This is a genomic window from Pseudochelatococcus sp. G4_1912 (assembly GCF_047501465.1).
Lineage (GTDB): Bacteria > Pseudomonadota > Alphaproteobacteria > Rhizobiales > Beijerinckiaceae > Pseudochelatococcus.
The window spans coordinates 501,199-517,005 of the sequence record NZ_JAZDRL010000001.1 but is presented as its reverse complement, the minus strand read 5'-3'; the positions used below and the strand labels follow the sequence as shown (position 1 = coordinate 517,005).

At 58.9% G+C, this 15,807-nt stretch carries 16 protein-coding genes and 3 pseudogenes; 9 read left to right on the top strand and 10 right to left on the bottom strand.

Features of this window, described 5'->3' with window-relative positions:
- Positions 1 to 25 precede the first annotated feature (25 nt).
- Complete coding sequence (locus tag VRZ32_RS02465; protein ID WP_414523866.1) at positions 26 to 934, top strand: LysR substrate-binding domain-containing protein; 909 nt, start codon at positions 26 to 28, stop codon at positions 932 to 934.
- Between the two features lie 130 nt (positions 935 to 1,064).
- Here the strand turns inward: VRZ32_RS02465 and VRZ32_RS02460 are convergent, their stop codons facing one another.
- The 6 genes from VRZ32_RS02460 to VRZ32_RS02435 all read right to left on the bottom strand — a co-directional run bounded on the left by VRZ32_RS02460 (position 1,065) and on the right by VRZ32_RS02435 (position 7,256).
- Positions 1,065 to 1,751, bottom strand: coding sequence for an HAD family hydrolase (locus VRZ32_RS02460; protein WP_414523864.1), 687 nt, complete (start codon positions 1,749 to 1,751; stop codon positions 1,065 to 1,067).
- Between the two features lie 15 nt (positions 1,752 to 1,766).
- Positions 1,767 to 3,494, bottom strand: coding sequence for a ubiquinone-dependent pyruvate dehydrogenase (gene poxB / locus VRZ32_RS02455; RefSeq protein ID WP_414523862.1), 1,728 nt, complete (start codon positions 3,492 to 3,494; stop codon positions 1,767 to 1,769).
- Between the two features lie 50 nt (positions 3,495 to 3,544).
- Complete coding sequence (locus tag VRZ32_RS02450; RefSeq protein ID WP_414523860.1) at positions 3,545 to 3,772, bottom strand: DUF1413 domain-containing protein; 228 nt, start codon at positions 3,770 to 3,772, stop codon at positions 3,545 to 3,547.
- A 117-nt stretch (positions 3,773 to 3,889) separates the two neighbouring features.
- Positions 3,890 to 4,669 carry an acetoin reductase gene (locus VRZ32_RS02445; RefSeq protein ID WP_414523859.1) on the bottom strand — a complete coding sequence of 260 codons (780 nt, stop codon included), beginning with the start codon at positions 4,667 to 4,669 and terminating at the stop codon, positions 3,890 to 3,892.
- Positions 4,670 to 4,760: 91 nt separating this feature from the next.
- Positions 4,761 to 6,152 carry an NAD-dependent succinate-semialdehyde dehydrogenase gene (locus VRZ32_RS02440; protein ID WP_414523858.1) on the bottom strand — a complete coding sequence of 464 codons (1,392 nt, stop codon included), beginning with the start codon at positions 6,150 to 6,152 and terminating at the stop codon, positions 4,761 to 4,763.
- A gap of 48 nt (positions 6,153 to 6,200) precedes the next feature.
- Positions 6,201 to 7,256: an FUSC family protein gene (locus VRZ32_RS02435; protein ID WP_414523856.1), complete on the bottom strand. Its 1,056-nt coding sequence runs from the start codon at positions 7,254 to 7,256 to the stop codon at positions 6,201 to 6,203.
- Between the two features lie 41 nt (positions 7,257 to 7,297).
- Here VRZ32_RS02435 and VRZ32_RS02430 point away from each other — a divergent pair, with 41 nt between their 5' ends.
- The 3 genes from VRZ32_RS02430 (at position 7,298) to VRZ32_RS02420 (ending at position 9,828) form a co-directional block, all read left to right on the top strand.
- Positions 7,298 to 7,435 carry a hypothetical protein gene (locus tag VRZ32_RS02430; RefSeq protein WP_414523854.1) on the top strand — a complete coding sequence of 46 codons (138 nt, stop codon included), beginning with the start codon at positions 7,298 to 7,300 and terminating at the stop codon, positions 7,433 to 7,435.
- 119 nt (positions 7,436 to 7,554) lie between these two features.
- Positions 7,555 to 8,466: a LysR family transcriptional regulator gene (locus VRZ32_RS02425; RefSeq protein WP_414523852.1), complete on the top strand. Its 912-nt coding sequence runs from the start codon at positions 7,555 to 7,557 to the stop codon at positions 8,464 to 8,466.
- A 123-nt stretch (positions 8,467 to 8,589) separates the two neighbouring features.
- Positions 8,590 to 9,828, top strand: a complete 1,239-nt coding sequence (locus tag VRZ32_RS02420; protein ID WP_414523851.1) for an MFS transporter — start codon at positions 8,590 to 8,592, stop codon at positions 9,826 to 9,828.
- Here the strand turns inward: VRZ32_RS02420 and VRZ32_RS02415 are convergent.
- A pseudogene (locus VRZ32_RS02415) lies at positions 9,785 to 10,742 on the bottom strand (IS481 family transposase). The gene VRZ32_RS02420 and the pseudogene VRZ32_RS02415 overlap by 44 nt on opposite strands.
- A gap of 130 nt (positions 10,743 to 10,872) precedes the next feature.
- On the bottom strand, positions 10,873 to 11,034 hold the full coding sequence (locus VRZ32_RS02410) for a hypothetical protein (protein ID WP_414523850.1): 162 nt from the start codon (positions 11,032 to 11,034) through the stop codon (positions 10,873 to 10,875).
- A 108-nt stretch (positions 11,035 to 11,142) separates the two neighbouring features.
- Here VRZ32_RS02410 and VRZ32_RS02405 point away from each other — a divergent pair, with 108 nt between their 5' ends.
- Genes VRZ32_RS02405 through VRZ32_RS02395 form a run of 3 tightly spaced genes read left to right on the top strand, consistent with a single transcriptional unit; the run spans position 11,143 to position 11,946 of the window.
- Entirely contained in the window at positions 11,143 to 11,412 is a 270-nt protein-coding gene (locus tag VRZ32_RS02405; RefSeq protein WP_414523848.1) for a hypothetical protein, read from the top strand.
- Complete coding sequence (locus tag VRZ32_RS02400; RefSeq protein ID WP_414523847.1) at positions 11,333 to 11,764, top strand: aldo/keto reductase; 432 nt, start codon at positions 11,333 to 11,335, stop codon at positions 11,762 to 11,764. The genes VRZ32_RS02405 and VRZ32_RS02400 overlap by 80 nt, the downstream gene beginning before the upstream one ends.
- On the top strand, positions 11,746 to 11,946 hold the full coding sequence (locus VRZ32_RS02395; RefSeq protein WP_414525074.1) for a hypothetical protein: 201 nt from the start codon (positions 11,746 to 11,748) through the stop codon (positions 11,944 to 11,946). Before VRZ32_RS02400 ends, VRZ32_RS02395 begins: the two co-directional genes overlap by 19 nt.
- Before the next feature lie 43 nt (positions 11,947 to 11,989).
- Here VRZ32_RS02395 and VRZ32_RS02390 read toward each other — a convergent pair.
- Together VRZ32_RS02390 and VRZ32_RS02385 are read right to left on the bottom strand one after the other, a co-directional pair.
- Positions 11,990 to 12,853 (bottom strand): annotated as a pseudogene (locus tag VRZ32_RS02390) (IS3 family transposase); the annotation flags it as partial.
- A gap of 80 nt (positions 12,854 to 12,933) precedes the next feature.
- Complete coding sequence (locus VRZ32_RS02385) at positions 12,934 to 13,188, bottom strand: hypothetical protein (RefSeq protein ID WP_414523846.1); 255 nt, start codon at positions 13,186 to 13,188, stop codon at positions 12,934 to 12,936.
- Between the two features lie 160 nt (positions 13,189 to 13,348).
- Here VRZ32_RS02385 and VRZ32_RS02380 point away from each other — a divergent pair, with 160 nt between their 5' ends.
- Positions 13,349 to 14,632 carry an MFS transporter gene (locus VRZ32_RS02380; protein WP_414523844.1) on the top strand — a complete coding sequence of 428 codons (1,284 nt, stop codon included), beginning with the start codon at positions 13,349 to 13,351 and terminating at the stop codon, positions 14,630 to 14,632.
- Between the two features lie 89 nt (positions 14,633 to 14,721).
- A pseudogene (locus VRZ32_RS02375) lies at positions 14,722 to 15,595 on the top strand (IS3 family transposase); the annotation flags it as partial.
- Positions 15,596 to 15,807 lie beyond the last annotated feature (212 nt).

Here is a 15,807-nt window from a genome sequence, read left to right as displayed (position 1 = left end):
AGGCATCATTCGCTCTGAGACAATAATGGACCAGATCAGCCTCTTCCGCCTGTTTGTCTCGATTGCCGACCATGGCAGTCTGGCCGCTGCCGCGCGCGCCCTGGCCATTGCGCCTTCGGTGGCGACGCTTGGCTTGCAGCGGCTGGAAGAGATGGTGGGGGTAGTGCTGGCGACACGAACCACACGCCGTCTTTCGCTGACCCCGGAGGGGGAGCGCTTTCTCGCCGACTGCCGGCGCATTCTGGTGGAGATCCAGGAGGCGATGGACTCGCTTTCCGATCGGGGACCATTGCGTGGCGACATCCGCGTGACCGCCACAAACGACTTTGGCCGCAACAGCCTGGCGCCCGTGATTGACAGCTTCATCAAATATCATCCGGAAATTCGCATCGCGCTTTTCCTGACCGATTCCGTCATCGATCTCACCGACGGGGGATTCGATGTGGCCTTGCGCATGGGCCCCTTCGGCGAGTCGCGACCCGATAGCAGGCTGCTGATGCGTGGGACCCGCCAGGTTTGTGCTTCCCCCGACTATTGGACAAGGAGGGGAAAACCATCTCATCCGCATGACCTGCACAAACACAACTGCATGGTGCTGGCACGACCGGATGCACCCCAGTCGATCTGGCATTTCCAGGAGGGAAACAAGGAATTCGGCGTGCGTGTCTCGGGAGATCGGACCGCGAACGAAGGTGCGACGCTGCGCAATTGGGCGATCGCTGGAGCGGGTGTCGTGCTCAAGTCCAGCATCGATATCGCCGCAGACGTCGCAACCGGGCGACTGATCCCTGTACTTGAGGAATATGAACTGGCGGAGCACAATCTCTACAACCTTTATGCTGTCATTTCCCCCGGCCGTTGGCAAAGCAGGCGTGTCCGGATGCTTGTTGACTATCTGGAGGATCGTTTTGGAAGTGACGTCGGGGCAGATTGACATCACAAGCATTGTTCAGAATCTGGCTGAGGATCCTATCTCTACCGAGATCGCGGTCACACAATCCTGACACGACCGTTGGATCGCACACGGAAGCACGACCATGATAGACGTGACTGCGCTTGCGAATTCACCGCCGACCGCCAACCTCATCGATGTGCCGCAAAAGATCGGCGGGATCCTCATAGACACGAATGGCGCCGGCATCGCGCAGCTCTTCCGGCCCGTACCCACCGCTGAGAAGGCCTACGCCGAGTGCACGGCAGCGTGTCGCCGCCAGCATGTCCCAGATGCTGTCGCCGATAACCATCGCTGTTTCGATCGGCGTTTGGAGGCGGTTGGCCGCAGCGACGAACAGGTCTGGATCGGGCTTGGCATATTTGACCTGGTCGCGGGTCACGACGGGCGTCCGCTCCGGATCGACGCCTAGCGCGGCGAGGTTGACGGCGGCCGTTTCCATTCGTCCGCTGGTGGCGATCGCCCAGGGAACACCGGCATTGGTCAGCCAGTCGAGCAGTTCGCGTGCGCCGGGCAGCGGATGGATACGATCGCCGAGGCGCCGATAGGCAGCGACGTGGTGCCGGCGCAACCTCTCAACGCGGTCGGCGTCTATGTCCAGGCCCGTCTCGCGTAGCAATTGGTTGGTGAACAGGCCTCCGCTCATCCCGATCCGGCGATGGATGCGCCAGACTGAAAGCGCGATGCCTTCGGCGTCGAGCGCCTCCTTCCACGCCAGCACATGCTGATAGACGCTGTCGACAAGGGTGCCGTCGAGATCGAAGAGGAAGGCCGGCTCGATACGCGTTGTCTGGCTCATGGTGCAGTCCCCTTCTCAGCGCCTCAGGTTGGTTCTGGCCAGTTCGATGACCTCGTCACCCCTGCCGTTGATGATCGCCTTCAGCAGGAACAGGCTGAATCCCTTGGCCTGTTCGAGCTGGATCTTGGGCGGCATCGCCAGTTCCTGCCTGGCGGCGACGACGTCGAGTAGCACCGGTCCGTCGTGGGCGAGCGCCGCCTTGACGCTGTCTTCGAGCGCCGCCGGATCCTCGACGCGGATGCCGCGAATGCCGATCGCCTCTGCCATGGCCGCGAAGTTCGGATTGTCGAGATCCGTGCCGGTGTCGAGATAGCCCGCCGCCTTCATCTCCATGGCGACGAAGCCGAGCGACCCGTTGTTGAGCACGACCAGCTTAACCGGCAGCTTGAGCTGCCGCAGCGACAGCACGTCGCCCATCAGCATCGAGAAGCCGCCATCGCCGGAAAGCGAGATCACCTGCCGGCCCGGGAACGCGGCCTGCGCGCCGAGCGCCTGCGGCATCGCGTTGGCCATCGAGCCGTGGTTGAACGAGCCGACGAGGCGGCGTTTGCCGTTCATCGCCAGATAGCGCGCCGCCCATACCGTCGGCGTGCCGACATCGGCGGTGAAGATCGCGTCGTCATCGGCGAACTCGCTGAGCAGGCGGTTCAGATGCTGCGCGTGAATGCGCGGATCGCCGGCTTTCGGCCGCGCCAGGTCGTCGAGCCCGGCGCGGGCCTCGGCATAATGGGCCCTGGCGCGTTCGAGGAAGGTCCGGTCAGTGCGCTTGGCAAGGCGCGGCAGGATCGCGGAAATCGTGGCGCGGACATCCCCGATGAGGCCTAGATCAACCGGCGCGCGGCGGCCGATCGCCTCGGCGCGCGTGTCGACCTGCACGACCTTGGCCTTGTCGGGATAGAAGTTGCGATAGGGAAAGTCGGTGCCGAGCATGATCAGCGTGTCGCAGTTCAGCATCGCGTGGTAGCCGGACGAGAAGCCGATCAGGCCGGTCATGCCGACATCGAACGGATTGTCCCACTCGACATGTTCCTTGCCGCGCAGCGCATGGACGACGGGCGCGCCGAGCGCATCGGCGAGCGCGACGACCTCGTCATGGGCGCCGGCGCAGCCGCTGCCGCAGAGAAGCGTCACGGCGGCGGAGGAATCGAGCAGAGCGACCAGCCGGTCGATATCCTCATCGGCCGGGCGGATGACGGGCGGCTTCACCGCGCTTAGGTCGATCCGCGCGCCGGCCGGCATCGGCTTCAGCGCGACATCGCCGGGAATCACGAGGACGGAGACGCCGCGCTTGCCGATCGCGGTGCGGATGGCGGTATCAAGCACGCGGGGAAACTGCTCGGCGCTGGAGACCAGTTCGACATAATGGCTGCACTCGCGGAAGAGTTCCTGCGGATGCGTCTCCTGGAAATAGTTGAGACCGACCTCCGAGGACGGGATATGAGCCGCGATGGCGAGTACGGGGACGTGATTGCGATGGCAGTCGTAGAGCCCGTTGATGAGATGGAGATTGCCGGGGCCACAACTGCCGGCACAGACGGCGAGCTTTCCGGTGACAGCCGCCTCCCCACCTGCGGCGAAAGCGGCGACCTCCTCATGGCGCGTGTGCATCCAGCGGATGCCGCCGAGACGGCGGAGGCTGTCGTTGAGGCCATTCAGGCTGTCGCCGGTCACGCCCCAGATGCGCTCGACGCCAATGCCGGCGAGGGTCTCGGCGAGGAAGTCCGCGATCGTCTTCGTAGTCATGGTCCTTGTCCTTTCTTACGCTGTGCTTCGAGCGATGGCCGTTTCGCCCCTTACGCGCGCTTGAGGTAGACGCGTCCGCCCACTTTCTTCGTCCCCGTATCGCTCACGCCCGCAAACCGACCTTTGCGGACGAGATTCATGAAGTCACGGCCCAACTTCACCTTGTCACCGACATAGAGCTCGCTCCATCCGGGCCCATAGATCTCAGGAAAATGGAACTCACCTGGTTCAAGGCCTGCGATTGCCTTTTCCAGGATCTTCAATCGTTCTGCTTGCACAGGCTGTCTCCCTTCATCCGGCACGGCAGCAGCACGATGTCGAAGTCGCCCGTTCTGGCGAACGCAACCCCGACGTCGTCCTGCGTCATGCCATGCATCAGAGCTCAGCCGTCGGCCTCAGCGATAGACGATGCCGCCATCGGTCAGGATCGCCTGACCGGTGATGTAGTCGGAGTCGTCGCTGGCGAGGAAGGCGACAAGCGCCGCAACATCCGCAGGCGTCTGGGCGCGGCCGAGCGCGATGCCATCGACGTATTTCTTGTAGGTCTCGCCCTTGGGTGCGCCGGTGATCTCCGAGAAGCGCTCGTCGATCTCGACCCACATGTCGGTGCCGACGATGCCCGGGCAGTAGGCATTCACGGTGATGCCATGGCTGGCGTATTCCTTGGCGGCTGCCTGGGTCAGGGCGCGGACCGCGAACTTGGTGGCGGAGTAGACCCCGAGCATGGCGAAGCCGTCATGCCCTGCGATCGAGGAGGCGTTAATGATCTTGCCCTTCTGCTTGCGCGTCTGGAACTTCTTCGCCGCCGCCTGGATGCCCCAGACCACGCTGTCGACATTGACCCGGAAAATGCGCTCGAGATCCTCAGGCTCGACCTCCGACAGCGGTTTGACCTGGGCAATACCGGCATTGTTGACGATCACGTCGAAGCCGCCGAGCTCCTTCTCGGCATGGTCGATCGCAGCGTAAACCTCGTCGCGCTTGCTGACATCGGCAATGAAGGTCGTGGCCTTCACCCCCAGCACCTCGATTTCCTTGCGGACGTTTTCGAGATTGTCAGCCTTGATATCGACGAGGGCGAGATTAGCGCCGTCCTTAGCCAGCCGCAGAGCGATGCCCCGTCCGATGCCCTGGCTGGCGCCGGTGATCAGAATGGATTTGTCCTTTACTGACATGGCAGATGTCTCCTTTAGAGTTTTATAGCATGATCCCAAGCCGTGGTCTTATCTTGCCGGCGGTGCGAAGCCTCTACTGCCGGTCGGAAGCTCAGAAGTGTGAATCGATGTCGACGACGTCGATCAGCTTGTGATTGACGAATTCCTTGAGGCCAAGGCCGATCAGTTCTCGGCCATAACCGGAGCGGCGGATGCCGCCGAACGGCAGGTCGGCCTCCACCTTGGTCGGATGGTTCACGAACACCATGCCGGTCGAGATCCGCCGGGCGACCTCTGCGCCATGGGCGGTATCCGAGGTGAAGACCGAGCCGCCAAGGCCAAAGGGGGAATCATTGGCGATGCGCACGGCATCGTTCTCGTCCTTCGCCCGGAACAATAGCGAGACAGGTCCGAAGAACTCCCAGTAGCGCGCCGGATTGTCCTCGCCGATATCCGTCAGGATGGTCGGCTGGACGAAGGCGCCCCGATTGGGCACGGCCGGCCCGACCTCTTCGGCCTTGGCGCCATGCGCCACCGCCGTACGGATCTGCTCCTTGATGTCGGACGCTGCCTTTTCCGACGACAGGGGGGCGAGCGTCGTCTTCGGGTCGAAGGGGTCGCCGGCGACGAGACCGGCCACGCCTTTGCGGTAACGGTCGAGGAAGGCGTCATAGACCGGATCGACGACGATCAGGCGCTTGGAGGAGCAGCACACCTGGCCGCCATTCCAGTGGCGGCCGAACACAGCCCATTTGGCCGTCTTCTCCAGATCAGCGTCGGCGAGGACCACGAAGGCGTCGGCGCCGCCGAGTTCCATGGTCGACTTCTTGAGCGCCTTGCCCGCCTGTGACGCGACAACCGAGCCGGCGCCCTCGGAACCGGTCAGCGCAACGCCGTGAACGCGATCGTCGTTGATGATTAGCTCGATCTGCGAGCGAGTAGCATAGAGGTTCCGGAACGCACCTTCCGGCAGGCCCGCATCCCGCATCAGCTTTTCGAAGGCGGCGGCGCTCTGCGGCACGTTGGATGCATGCTTCAACAGCAGCGTGTTACCGGCAGATAGCTGCGGCGCGAGGATGCGGGCGATCTGGTAGTAAGGGAAGTTCCACGGCTCGATCGCCAGCAGCACGCCGAGCGGCTCGTGAACGAGGATCGCCTCGCCTTCCGCCGGATCGAGAACCGGCAGCTTCTCCGGCTTGAGCAGGCTCTCTGCGTTGCGGACGTAATATTCGAAGATCCTGGCCGAGAGCTCGACCTCAGCCTTCGCCTCACTGACGAGCTTACCCATTTCCAGCGTCAGAAGCCTGGCGTAGCTATCGACGTCGCGACGCAGGATATTGGCGGCATTCTGCAGAATTTTGGCGCGCTCGGCGAACGGCATCTCCCGCCAGCGTAGGAAGGCATCGTGAGCGGCCGCGATCGCGGCCTTGACCTCGTCGTCTGTCGCATCCTCGAACGTCGCCAGGGTTTCACCGGTGTAAGGATTGATCGTCTGGTAGGCCATCGTCTTTCTCCTTTTTAGCGGCCGCACGTTGACGACCGGTTCTATCGCTCAGTTTTGTGTCCGGCCTTCATCGTAGGCGGGCGTTTGCGGCTCGGAAGGCCGTAAGCGGACGATCTCTTCCAAGCTGGTAATAACGTCGAAAATCGCGCGCAGATGCAGCAGCGTGTCGTGCCATTCGACATTTGTCGGCGGATTAGCCTTGACCGCCGCCGTGGCTGACGCGGACGCAGACTGAGTGCCGGCGAGCACGGCACATCGTGCCGCAGCATCGAAAATAGTCTCCGCCAATCCCTCCGGCACAGGTGCTGCGCCCTTGCGAAGAGCATTGGCGAGCGCTTCGGCGAACAGCAGCGAGGACGCGTAAAGGCGAATGGCGCGCCGGTCATACCGGGCGGCGGTGTCGGCGACACTGCGCGCCGCCAACCGTCCCCTGAGCGACCAGCGGGCAGCATAGCGCGCTGCGTCGATACCAGCGCCAAGAGCAATCAGCGCATCATGCGCCGTCAAGAACGATCTTAGCGCTACCTCGGCCTTCCGAACGTCACTCGTCCGCAGGCCATCGGCTGCTTCATTAAAGGCTTTGGCGAGCTGCCGCAGCAAGTCGTCCGCAGCCGTATCGATCTCACCAACCGGGTCTGGAGTCAGCAGCACCTGGCTGAAAAAGAGACCGACAGTCACCCCGATGGCAACATCCTCCATCCGGGTCAAGCCGGCATTTTCAGGACCAAGCGCGAGCACGAGAACCGCGGAAACACCGGCCTGGATAGGCACCACCGCTGGTTGGCCGAACGAGGCCGCGACGAGCATAGAGAAGAAAGTCGCGAGCGTCAGCCGCAGCAGCGAGAGCTCTTCGGGAACCAGCATGATTTGCGGCGGCAGCAGGGCCAGTTCGCCGACAACGATACCGGTCGCCACACCAAGCATCAGCCCTACCGCCTGCCTGCCATGGCTCGGCAGGCCCGGCGAGAGACAGACGATGGCGCTGACGGCGGCGAAAAGTGGATGAGGATGCCCGAAAAGCCAGACTGCAAGGATCCAGGCAATCGCGGCGGCAACCGCAGAAGCGGCAGCGTCGCGCCAAGCCTTGTGCAATCGTCCGAGCAATCTGGGGAATTCCGATCTTGCCAACATCAGGCAGGCCTTTCGTGTTCGATGAGCACAGTCGCGAGGCCGGCGACCGCATCCTCCGTTTCGCCGATCAGATGGGCGCGGGCACCCAAAAAAGCGCCGCGCGCAAGGGCGGAGGCGACCAGAACGTGGGCCAAAGCAACTCCTTGCGATAAATGATCCCTGCAATTCTTAGATGCGCACATCAAAAACCTCTTTCTCGACAAGTTATACTGTCGCAGATTATGATGGAAATGAATTGATGGACTAATTTCACTTCGGAAAAGGACTGGTCATGGAGTTCCGACCGCTATGCGCCTTCGTCGAGGTGGTTCGCCAGGGCGGTTTTTCCCAGGCGGCCAAGACGGTCTTCGTCACGCAGTCGACAGTCAGCAAGGCAGTCAAACAGCTTGAAGATGAAGTTGGCGTGCCTCTGCTCGACCGAATCGGTCATCGCAGCGTGCTCACCGCCGCCGGCGAGGCGGTCTATCGCCGCGGCGTCAAGCTGCTCGCCGATCGTGATGACCTGCTGGCAGAACTCGACGAAATCCGGGGGCTCAAACGCGGCACTTTGCGACTTGGCCTGCCGCCCGTCGGCAGCAGCACGCTGTTTGCACCGCTATTCGCGGTCTACCGCCAGCGCTATCCGGGCATCGAGGTCAGGTTGATCGAGTACGGAAGCACCCAACTCGCGGAAAGCCTTCGCGCCGGCGAGATCGACTTCGCCGGCGCCCTGTTGCCGACCTCGGAAGAATTCGACTGGCAGACAGTCCGGCGCGAGCCGTTGGTGGCGCTGCTGCCCTCGAACCATCCGCTGGCGACGCGGCGATCGGTTTCGCTCATTGACCTTAAGGACGTGCCTTTCATCCTGTTCGAGAGCGGTTTTGCCCTGCATCGCGTTATCATCGACGCCAGCCGCTGCGCCGGCTTCGAGGCCAATGTCGTCGCGCGCAGCAGCCAGATCGATTTCATGATCGAACTGGTCAGCGCAGGCCTTGGCGTCACATTTCTGCCGCGTATGATCGCCACCCAGCGACGCAACACCACGATCCGCCACGTCTCTCTGGACGAGCCGGGCGCTGAATGGGTGATGGCGATGACCTGGCGTCGCGACGCATATCTTTCGGGCGCCGCGAAGGCGTGGTTGGACCTCGTTCGTGAGATCCACGGTGAAGAGAGCTTATCCGACTATTCTAAAAACGAATGAATTTCAGTCAATCAATTCATTTCCCTCATAATCCAGAAAGACTTAGGCTTAATGACGTCACCGAGACGTCCAGCATTCGATCGGATGCGGTCCGGTGTTTTAAGAAAGACTCCGTTCAAGCTCATGACAACGATCGAACCAATCAGACACCATAAAAGGACCGCGGATGCATCGTCTTGGCGCCTTGCGTTACTATCCCTTGCGACCGCGTCCTTCGGCATCGGGACCACCGAATATGTGGTTATGGGTCTGTTGCCTTCCGTCGCCGCCGATCTCGGCATATCGATACCACGAGCCGGGCTTCTGGTCACCGGCTACGCACTGAGTGTTGCCTTCGGATCGCCGTTTCTTGCGATCGCGACAGCGCGCTTCGACCGTCGGCGCGCCTTGCTGTCGCTGATGGCAATCTTCATCCTGGGCAATCTCGCCTGTGCCTTGGCGCCAAGCTACGCGCTGCTGATGGGCGCGCGAATATTGACCGCGCTCTGTCACGGCGCCTTCTTCGGGCTCGGCGCGGTTGTCGCCGCTGCTATCGTCGCTCCGCAGCGCAAGGCTCAGGCGATCGCCATGATGTTTGCGGGGCTGACGCTCGCGAATGTTCTCGGTGTGCCTTTCGGCACGGCCATCGGCGAGGTGTTCGGCTGGCGCAAGACCTTCTTCATCGTCGCGGGGATTGGCGTCCTTGCTGCTGCCGCACTCTATGCCTGGCTGCCGCGTCGCCTGCCGATCGCACCGATGGACCTCGCACGAGAAGCCCGCTCCCTCGGACATGTGCAGGTGATCCTCGCCATGGCGATCAGCGTGGTGTCCTCGGCAAGCCTGTTCAGCGTCTTCACCTATATCACACCGATCCTGGAGCATGTGACGCACATCTCGCCGCGCGGCGTGACGTTGATGCTGCTCCTTTTTGGCCTTGGTCTAACGGCGGGCAATTTCCTCGGCGGCAGGCTGGCCGACTGGAAGCTAATACCCTCGGTGATCGGTCTCCTCGCCCTGCTGGTGCCGGTATTGTGTATCTTCGCTGTGACAAGCGCGAATGCGACGCCGGCTGCTGCGACACTGCTCGCCTGGGGCGTCGTCTCCTTCGCGCTTATCTCGCCGTTGCAGACGCGTGTCATCAATGAAGCCGCGCAGGCGCCAAACCTCGCCTCGACGCTCAATCAGGGCGCCTTCAACCTCGGCAACGCGGTGGGCGCATGGATCGGCGGCCTCGGCCTGACGGCGGGCGTAGCCTATGCCCAGCTTCCCTGGATCGGCGCCTCTCTCGCCGTCGTGGCGCTCCTCCTTGCCCTTGCCGCCTATCGGCTTGAGATGCGATCTAGGTGTTTAGCTCCGGCATTTTCTGGATTGGATCAATTATGAATTTTTCTGGCTCGGATATCCAGATTTTACAGATGTATTCATAGGGCGTAAGGCCCTTAAGTGTCTTGAGGCGACAGCCGTAATTATAGGCATCGATGAAGTCGTGGAGATGGGCCGTCAGTTGGGCGTGGCTGTCATAATGGTAACGTTTGACGGTCGCCTCCTTGATCGTACAATTCATCCGCTCGACCTGCTCGTTGGTCCAGGGATGCTTGATCTTTGTGAGACGGTGCTCGATGCCGTTTTCCTGGCAGCGCATGTCGAACATGTGGGTCATATACCGGGCCGTCGCGCCATCAGCGTAGCGCGGCGGGAAGGTAAACTGGATACCGTTGTCGGTCAGCACCGTGTGGATTTTGTAAGGCACGGCCTTGATCAGTGCGTCCAGAAAAGCCGAGGCTGCCGGTCTTGGTAACAAGTTGAACGAACGCAAATTTCGATGTGCGGTCACTCGCCACGTAAAGGTATAGCTTGCCTTCAGCCGTTCTGACTTCAGCAATATCGATGTGGAAGTAGCCGATGGGGTAAGTTTTGAATTTCCGCTTCGGCTCCTTGTCACTGGCCACTTCCGGCAGCTGACTGATCCCGTGGCGCTGCAGACAGCGGTGTAAGGATGACCGCGTCAGATGCGGGATCGTTGGCTGCAGAGCATAGAGACAATCATCCAGCAGCAAGAGAGTATGCTGGCGGAAGGCGACAATCATTGCCTCTTCCTCGATCGTGAGAACCGTTGATCTTGGCGCTTTCGGGTCCGTGGGCAGATCGGCAACCGGGGTGCGTTTCTTCCACTTGGCAACCGTCTTCGGATTGATCCCAAAACGCTTCGCCAAAACCATCAGGCTCTCTTGACTATTTTGTATCGCTCGACGGGTTGCCTCTATCGTTGTGGCGCCGCCGTGTAGAATTTGTCCCATAGAGCATCCTTCCTGCAGCGTAACGGGCCGCGGCGGGCCATTGCGGTGCGGCGCGATCACTGGCATCGCGACCGGAATCGGCGGCATGCTTCACACGTTTCCGTTTCTGATTCCAGATCTCCGTCTGGCACTAAATACCGCCTATACGGTCGTCGTCTGCTAGCTCGTCGCCATCGCTTTCATCCGTTACCGCTTCATGGGCGGCAAGCTTCTCAACACCATCGTCCAGGTTCCCATTGGTGGTGCCATCGTGTTCGGCATCGGCGTCTGGCTTGGCCGTATCGGTGCGCATTAAGCGTTAGCAGAAGTGAAAGCGGACCCAGACCGCGAGTATGACTGGTAAGCACCCGCACAGAAGGGCAGCCATAATCAACCATCGCCGTGCAATCCAGCAAACCCGATGATCGAGGTAAGCGATATCATGTCCAAGATCCAGATTCTCAACGTCGTCCTGAATGACAACGCCACCTTGCCACAGATCGTTTTCGTCACCTACAGGCTCAACGGTTCCGACGGCGTTGCGGCTATGGCGAGCGCGATCTGCAACGGATACCGCCTGCTCGATTCCGCCTTCAACTACAAGAACGAAGGTGCCCTCGGCGAAGCCATCCGGCAGGCAGGAGCCCCGCGAGCAAACCTCCAAACTGCCCGGCCGGCACCAGCACCATGACGAGGCCCTCGCTACGATCGAAGAATCGCTATATCGGGCGCAGCTTGACTATTACGACCTCTACCTCGTCCACTGGCCCAATCCCAGCAAAGGCCTTTATGTCGAAGCGTTGCGCGCACTGATCGAGGCGTGCAGACGCGGGTTCGTACGCTCCATCGGTGTCTGCAACTTCCTGCCGGCGCATCTGGAAAAACTCATGAGCGAGACGGGTGTCGCCCTCTGCGTCAACCAGGTCGAACTGCACCCCTATTTTCCGCAGGCTGAACAACGCGCCTTCAACAAAGCCCATGGCATCGTCACCGATCCTGGAGCCCGCTCGGACGCGCAAACCACATGCTCCAGGATCCAGTGATCAAAGCCATTGCTGACAGGATCGGCCGGACGATCGGCCAAGTGATCATACACTGGCTTATCGAGCTTGGCACCATCCCACTGCCCAAAGCTGCTTCTGAAGCTCGCCAGATCGAAAACCCCTCCATCTTCGATTTTTCTCTTATGGTCTGCCCCCATGGGGTGATCCGGTTGGAATATTAGTGCATGCTTGGCCTGCTGGCCACCGCTGGTGTTGAAGCCGGTCCGTCCTGGCTCCCACCGCCGCGATCCACTCCCGTAATGCCTTGGCGATGAACTCCGGGCCGTTGTCAGAACGAATATGCGCCGGGACGCCGCGCAGGATGAACAGGTCGGAAAGCACGTCGATGACATCGACGGCCTTCAGCTTTCTCTCAACCCTGATGGCAATGCATTCGCGGGTGAACTCGTCGATAACATTGAGCATGCGGATTTTCCTGCCATTGTGTGTGCGATCCTCGACGAAGTCGTAGGACCAGACATGATTGGGGCATTCCGGTCGAAGCCGGACACACGAGCTGTCGTTCAACCACAGCCGACCGCGTTTGGGTTGCCTGTGCGGCACCTTCAGCCCCTCCCGCCGCCAGATGCGTTCGACCCGCTTGACGTTCACGATCCAGCCAGCCTGGTGCAGCATCGGCAGTGATGCGGCGATAGCCATAGCGGCCATACTGGAAAGCGAGCGCCGTGATGTCGGCGGTCAATTCCGCTTCATCATCCGGGGTCTTGGCGATCTTGCGCTGCATCGAACGATGCTGCCCGAAAACCCGGCAGGCCCGTCTCTCGGGCACGCCCAGTTCCTCGATGACATGATCCACGCAGGCGCGGCGGCGGGCGGGGCTTAGAAGTTTCCCTTGGCGGCCTCCGCCAAAATCATCTTGTCCAGCATGAGATCGGAAACCGCACGCCGGAGCCGGGTATTCTCTGCTTCCAGTTCTTTCAGCCGCTTGACCTGGTCGCCCTTCAAACCGCCGTATTCAGACCGCCACCGGTAGTATGTAACTTCCGTCACGCCTATCGACCGGATCACCTCCGCCATCGATTTTCCCTGCGCATTCAGCACGTCAACCTGACGCAGCTTCGTGACGATCTCTTATGCCTTGTCTCTTTTCCCTGCCATTTCAATATACTTCCTCGGCTCAATAGCCATACTTCAAGAAGGATCACTTTTCAGGGGGAAAACCATACAGCCGCAATCAAATAATAAGTGCCAATAGCTGTTCCGCACACATCTTCATGTGCATAATCTGCCACCAAAGAGACAAGCATATTATAAGCAATACCCAGTTGAATACCCCAGGTGAGCACTCCAACAAAGAAGATGGGGGTCTGGATGCTGAATACATGCAAAAGAAAGTTAAATTGCTTCGCAGAAAAGGCGTCAGCAGAAAAATACTGGGAGGCAATGCCAAAATTACCTTGCATTTGCATCGGCTCTTGTCTTTGGGTTATATGAGCCTTCGCAAAGGCGACTCCCTGCCGTAGCCTTATCAGAAGTCGGATACGTTTAGCATGTCTCTCAATTGTTACTTAGGTTATTCTCCCTTAAATTCCTGTCAGCACCAGAATTTTTTTAATTAGTTCTATGAAAAACGCACCAACAACTAAAAAAGCCATTCCCACAACCGTTTGGGTAATCGGACTCGTTATGTGTCTGATTAACGCCTCAACTGTTGTTATTTATAGCTTGTCAGCTTTATATCTAAACACTTCCTTAGGAGTGGATATAAGACTCATTGGACTTTTAGAAGGAAGTGCGGAAGCTTTATCTTTTATTATGAAGCTATTTTCAGGCGTAATTAGCGACTATTTTCGACGTCGTAGGCCAATTATGCTGATCGGATACTTCATGGCTATTGTTAGTAAACCAATAATGGCCACATCGACTAATTTCTTCAATGTGTTTACGGCTCGCTTTCTTGAGCGAATTGGTAATGGTATTCAAGCGTCACCGAGAGATGCCTTGGTTGGTGACGTTGCACCGGCCACGCAGCGTGCGGCAAGCTTCGGTCTGATGAGATCCTTGGGCACTGCAGGGTCTTTTATGGGCAGTATCCTTGGCTTTTTGGCTATGTGGTATACGGCTGATAATTTCAAACAGGTGTTTTGGATCGCCTCAATTCCAGCCTTTATTGCTTTTATCCTATTGGCTTTATATGTCAAAGAACCTAAAACCCATATCGACAATGACGGAAAAATTGTCAGGCTAAAAAAATCCCGCCGCCCAATACGTATGGCTGACTTCATGTCGTTGGGGAGGAATTACTGGACATTAATGGTTATTGTTTTAATATTCATGTCCGCTAGATTCGGCGAAAGCCTTATGGTTTTATATTCTTATGATAATTTTGGGCTCGAAAAGACTTATGCGCCCTTGATCATGACGCTTTACAATTTAACTTATAGCTTCTCATCCTATCCATGTGGTGTTCTGGCTGATAAATATGGCCGCAAGACTGTTATGGTTTTTGGAACGGTTGCATTAGTGGTCTCCGACTTGTGCATGTATTCAGCATCCGGACTGCCCATCTTCTTTGTTGGAGTGCTCATCTGGGGTATTCAACTGGGTATTGTGCATAATATGTTTGTCTCTTTGGTGACAGATTATGTACATGAAGATGTGCGCGGAACAGCTATTGGCACTTATTATTTGATTGCGGCTGTAGGCTCTTTTATTGCCGGCGCAGGTGGTGGATTTGTCTCCCATCAATTCGGGATCCAGGCCATTTTCTTTAGCAGCCTGATTGTTGGCCTTGTTGCGCTAGGTGTAATGATAGCCTTGGTGCCAAAAGGAAAACCTATCAAAGGCGCAAAATCAGGCGCCTTAAAAGTAGGAACCGGTACCGAGACAAAGACAAGCGTTCAGTAAAAATGACCTTGCCTCCAGGTATTATCCATATTGAATCTCGCTATGGCCCCTAAGGACTGGAACATGAAGCGTGGTCTTCCCCCTGAAAAGTGATCCTTCTTGAAGTATGGCTATTGAGCCGAGGAAGTATATTGAAATGGCAGGGAAAATCGATGGCGGAGGCGATCCGGTCGATAGGCGTGACGGAAGTTACATACTACCGGTGGCGGTCTGAATACGGCGGTTTGAAGGGCGACCAGGTCAAGCGGCTGAAAGAACTGGAAGCAGAGAATACCCGGCTCCGGCGTGCGGTTTCCGATCTCATGCTGGACAAGATGATTTTGGCGGAGGCCGCCAAGGGAAACTTCTAAGCCCTGCCCGCCGCCGCGCCTGCGTGGATCATGTCATCGAGGAACTGGGCGTGCCCGAGAGACGGGCCTGCCGGGTTTTCGGGCAGCATCGTTCGATGCAGCGCAAGATCGCCAAGCCCCCGGATGATGAAGCGGAATTGACCGCCGACATCACGGCGCTCGCTTTCCAGTATGGCCGCTATGGCTATCGCCGCATCACTGCCGATGCTGCACCAGGCTGGCTGGATCGTGAACGTCAAGCGGGTCACGCATCTGGCGGCGGGAGGGGCTGAAGGTGCCGCACAGGCAACCCAAACGCGGTCGGCTGTGGTTGAACGACAGCTCGTGTGTCCGGCTTCGGCCGGAATGCCCCAATCATGTCTGGTCCTACGACTTCGTCGAGGATCGCACACACAATGGCAGGAAAATCCGCATGCTCAACGTTATCGACGAGTTCACCCGCGAATGCATTGCCATCAGGGTCGAGAGAAAGCTGAAGGCCGTCGATGTCATCGACGTGCTTTCCGACCTGTTCATCCTGCGCGGCGTCCCGGCGCATATTCGTTCTGACAACGGCCCGGAGTTCATCGCCAAGGCATTACGGGAGTGGATCGCGGCGGTGGGAGCCAGGACGGACCGGCTTCAACACCAGCGGTGGCCAGCAGGCCAAGCATGCACTAACATTCCAACCGGATCACCCCATGGGGGAAGACCAAATCCGATTAGCGATGCAATGAATGCCCTGATCTGGATCTCTGCCATTTTCTGCCTCTCGCCAGTGTGCCTGCCTAGCCTTTCTCGGCTGGAAGCTTGCCGATGGCAACCGTCAGCTTCGTCCCGAATAGC

Coding starts and splice junctions, on each gene's coding strand:
- VRZ32_RS02465 (WP_414523866.1), top strand. CDS start 26: ATGGACCAGATCAGCCTCTTCCGCCTGTTTGTCTCGATTGCCGACCAT.
- VRZ32_RS02460 (WP_414523864.1), bottom strand. CDS start 1,751: ATGAGCCAGACAACGCGTATCGAGCCGGCCTTCCTCTTCGATCTCGAC.
- poxB (WP_414523862.1), bottom strand. CDS start 3,494: ATGACTACGAAGACGATCGCGGACTTCCTCGCCGAGACCCTCGCCGGC.
- VRZ32_RS02445 (WP_414523859.1), bottom strand. CDS start 4,669: ATGTCAGTAAAGGACAAATCCATTCTGATCACCGGCGCCAGCCAGGGC.
- VRZ32_RS02440 (WP_414523858.1), bottom strand. CDS start 6,152: ATGGCCTACCAGACGATCAATCCTTACACCGGTGAAACCCTGGCGACG.
- VRZ32_RS02425 (WP_414523852.1), top strand. CDS start 7,555: ATGGAGTTCCGACCGCTATGCGCCTTCGTCGAGGTGGTTCGCCAGGGC.
- VRZ32_RS02420 (WP_414523851.1), top strand. CDS start 8,590: ATGACAACGATCGAACCAATCAGACACCATAAAAGGACCGCGGATGCA.
- VRZ32_RS02410 (WP_414523850.1), bottom strand. CDS start 11,034: ATGCGCACCGATACGGCCAAGCCAGACGCCGATGCCGAACACGATGGC.
- VRZ32_RS02405 (WP_414523848.1), top strand. CDS start 11,143: ATGATCGAGGTAAGCGATATCATGTCCAAGATCCAGATTCTCAACGTC.
- VRZ32_RS02395 (WP_414525074.1), top strand. CDS start 11,746: ATGCTCCAGGATCCAGTGATCAAAGCCATTGCTGACAGGATCGGCCGG.
- VRZ32_RS02385 (WP_414523846.1), bottom strand. CDS start 13,188: ATGCAAGGTAATTTTGGCATTGCCTCCCAGTATTTTTCTGCTGACGCC.
- VRZ32_RS02380 (WP_414523844.1), top strand. CDS start 13,349: ATGAAAAACGCACCAACAACTAAAAAAGCCATTCCCACAACCGTTTGG.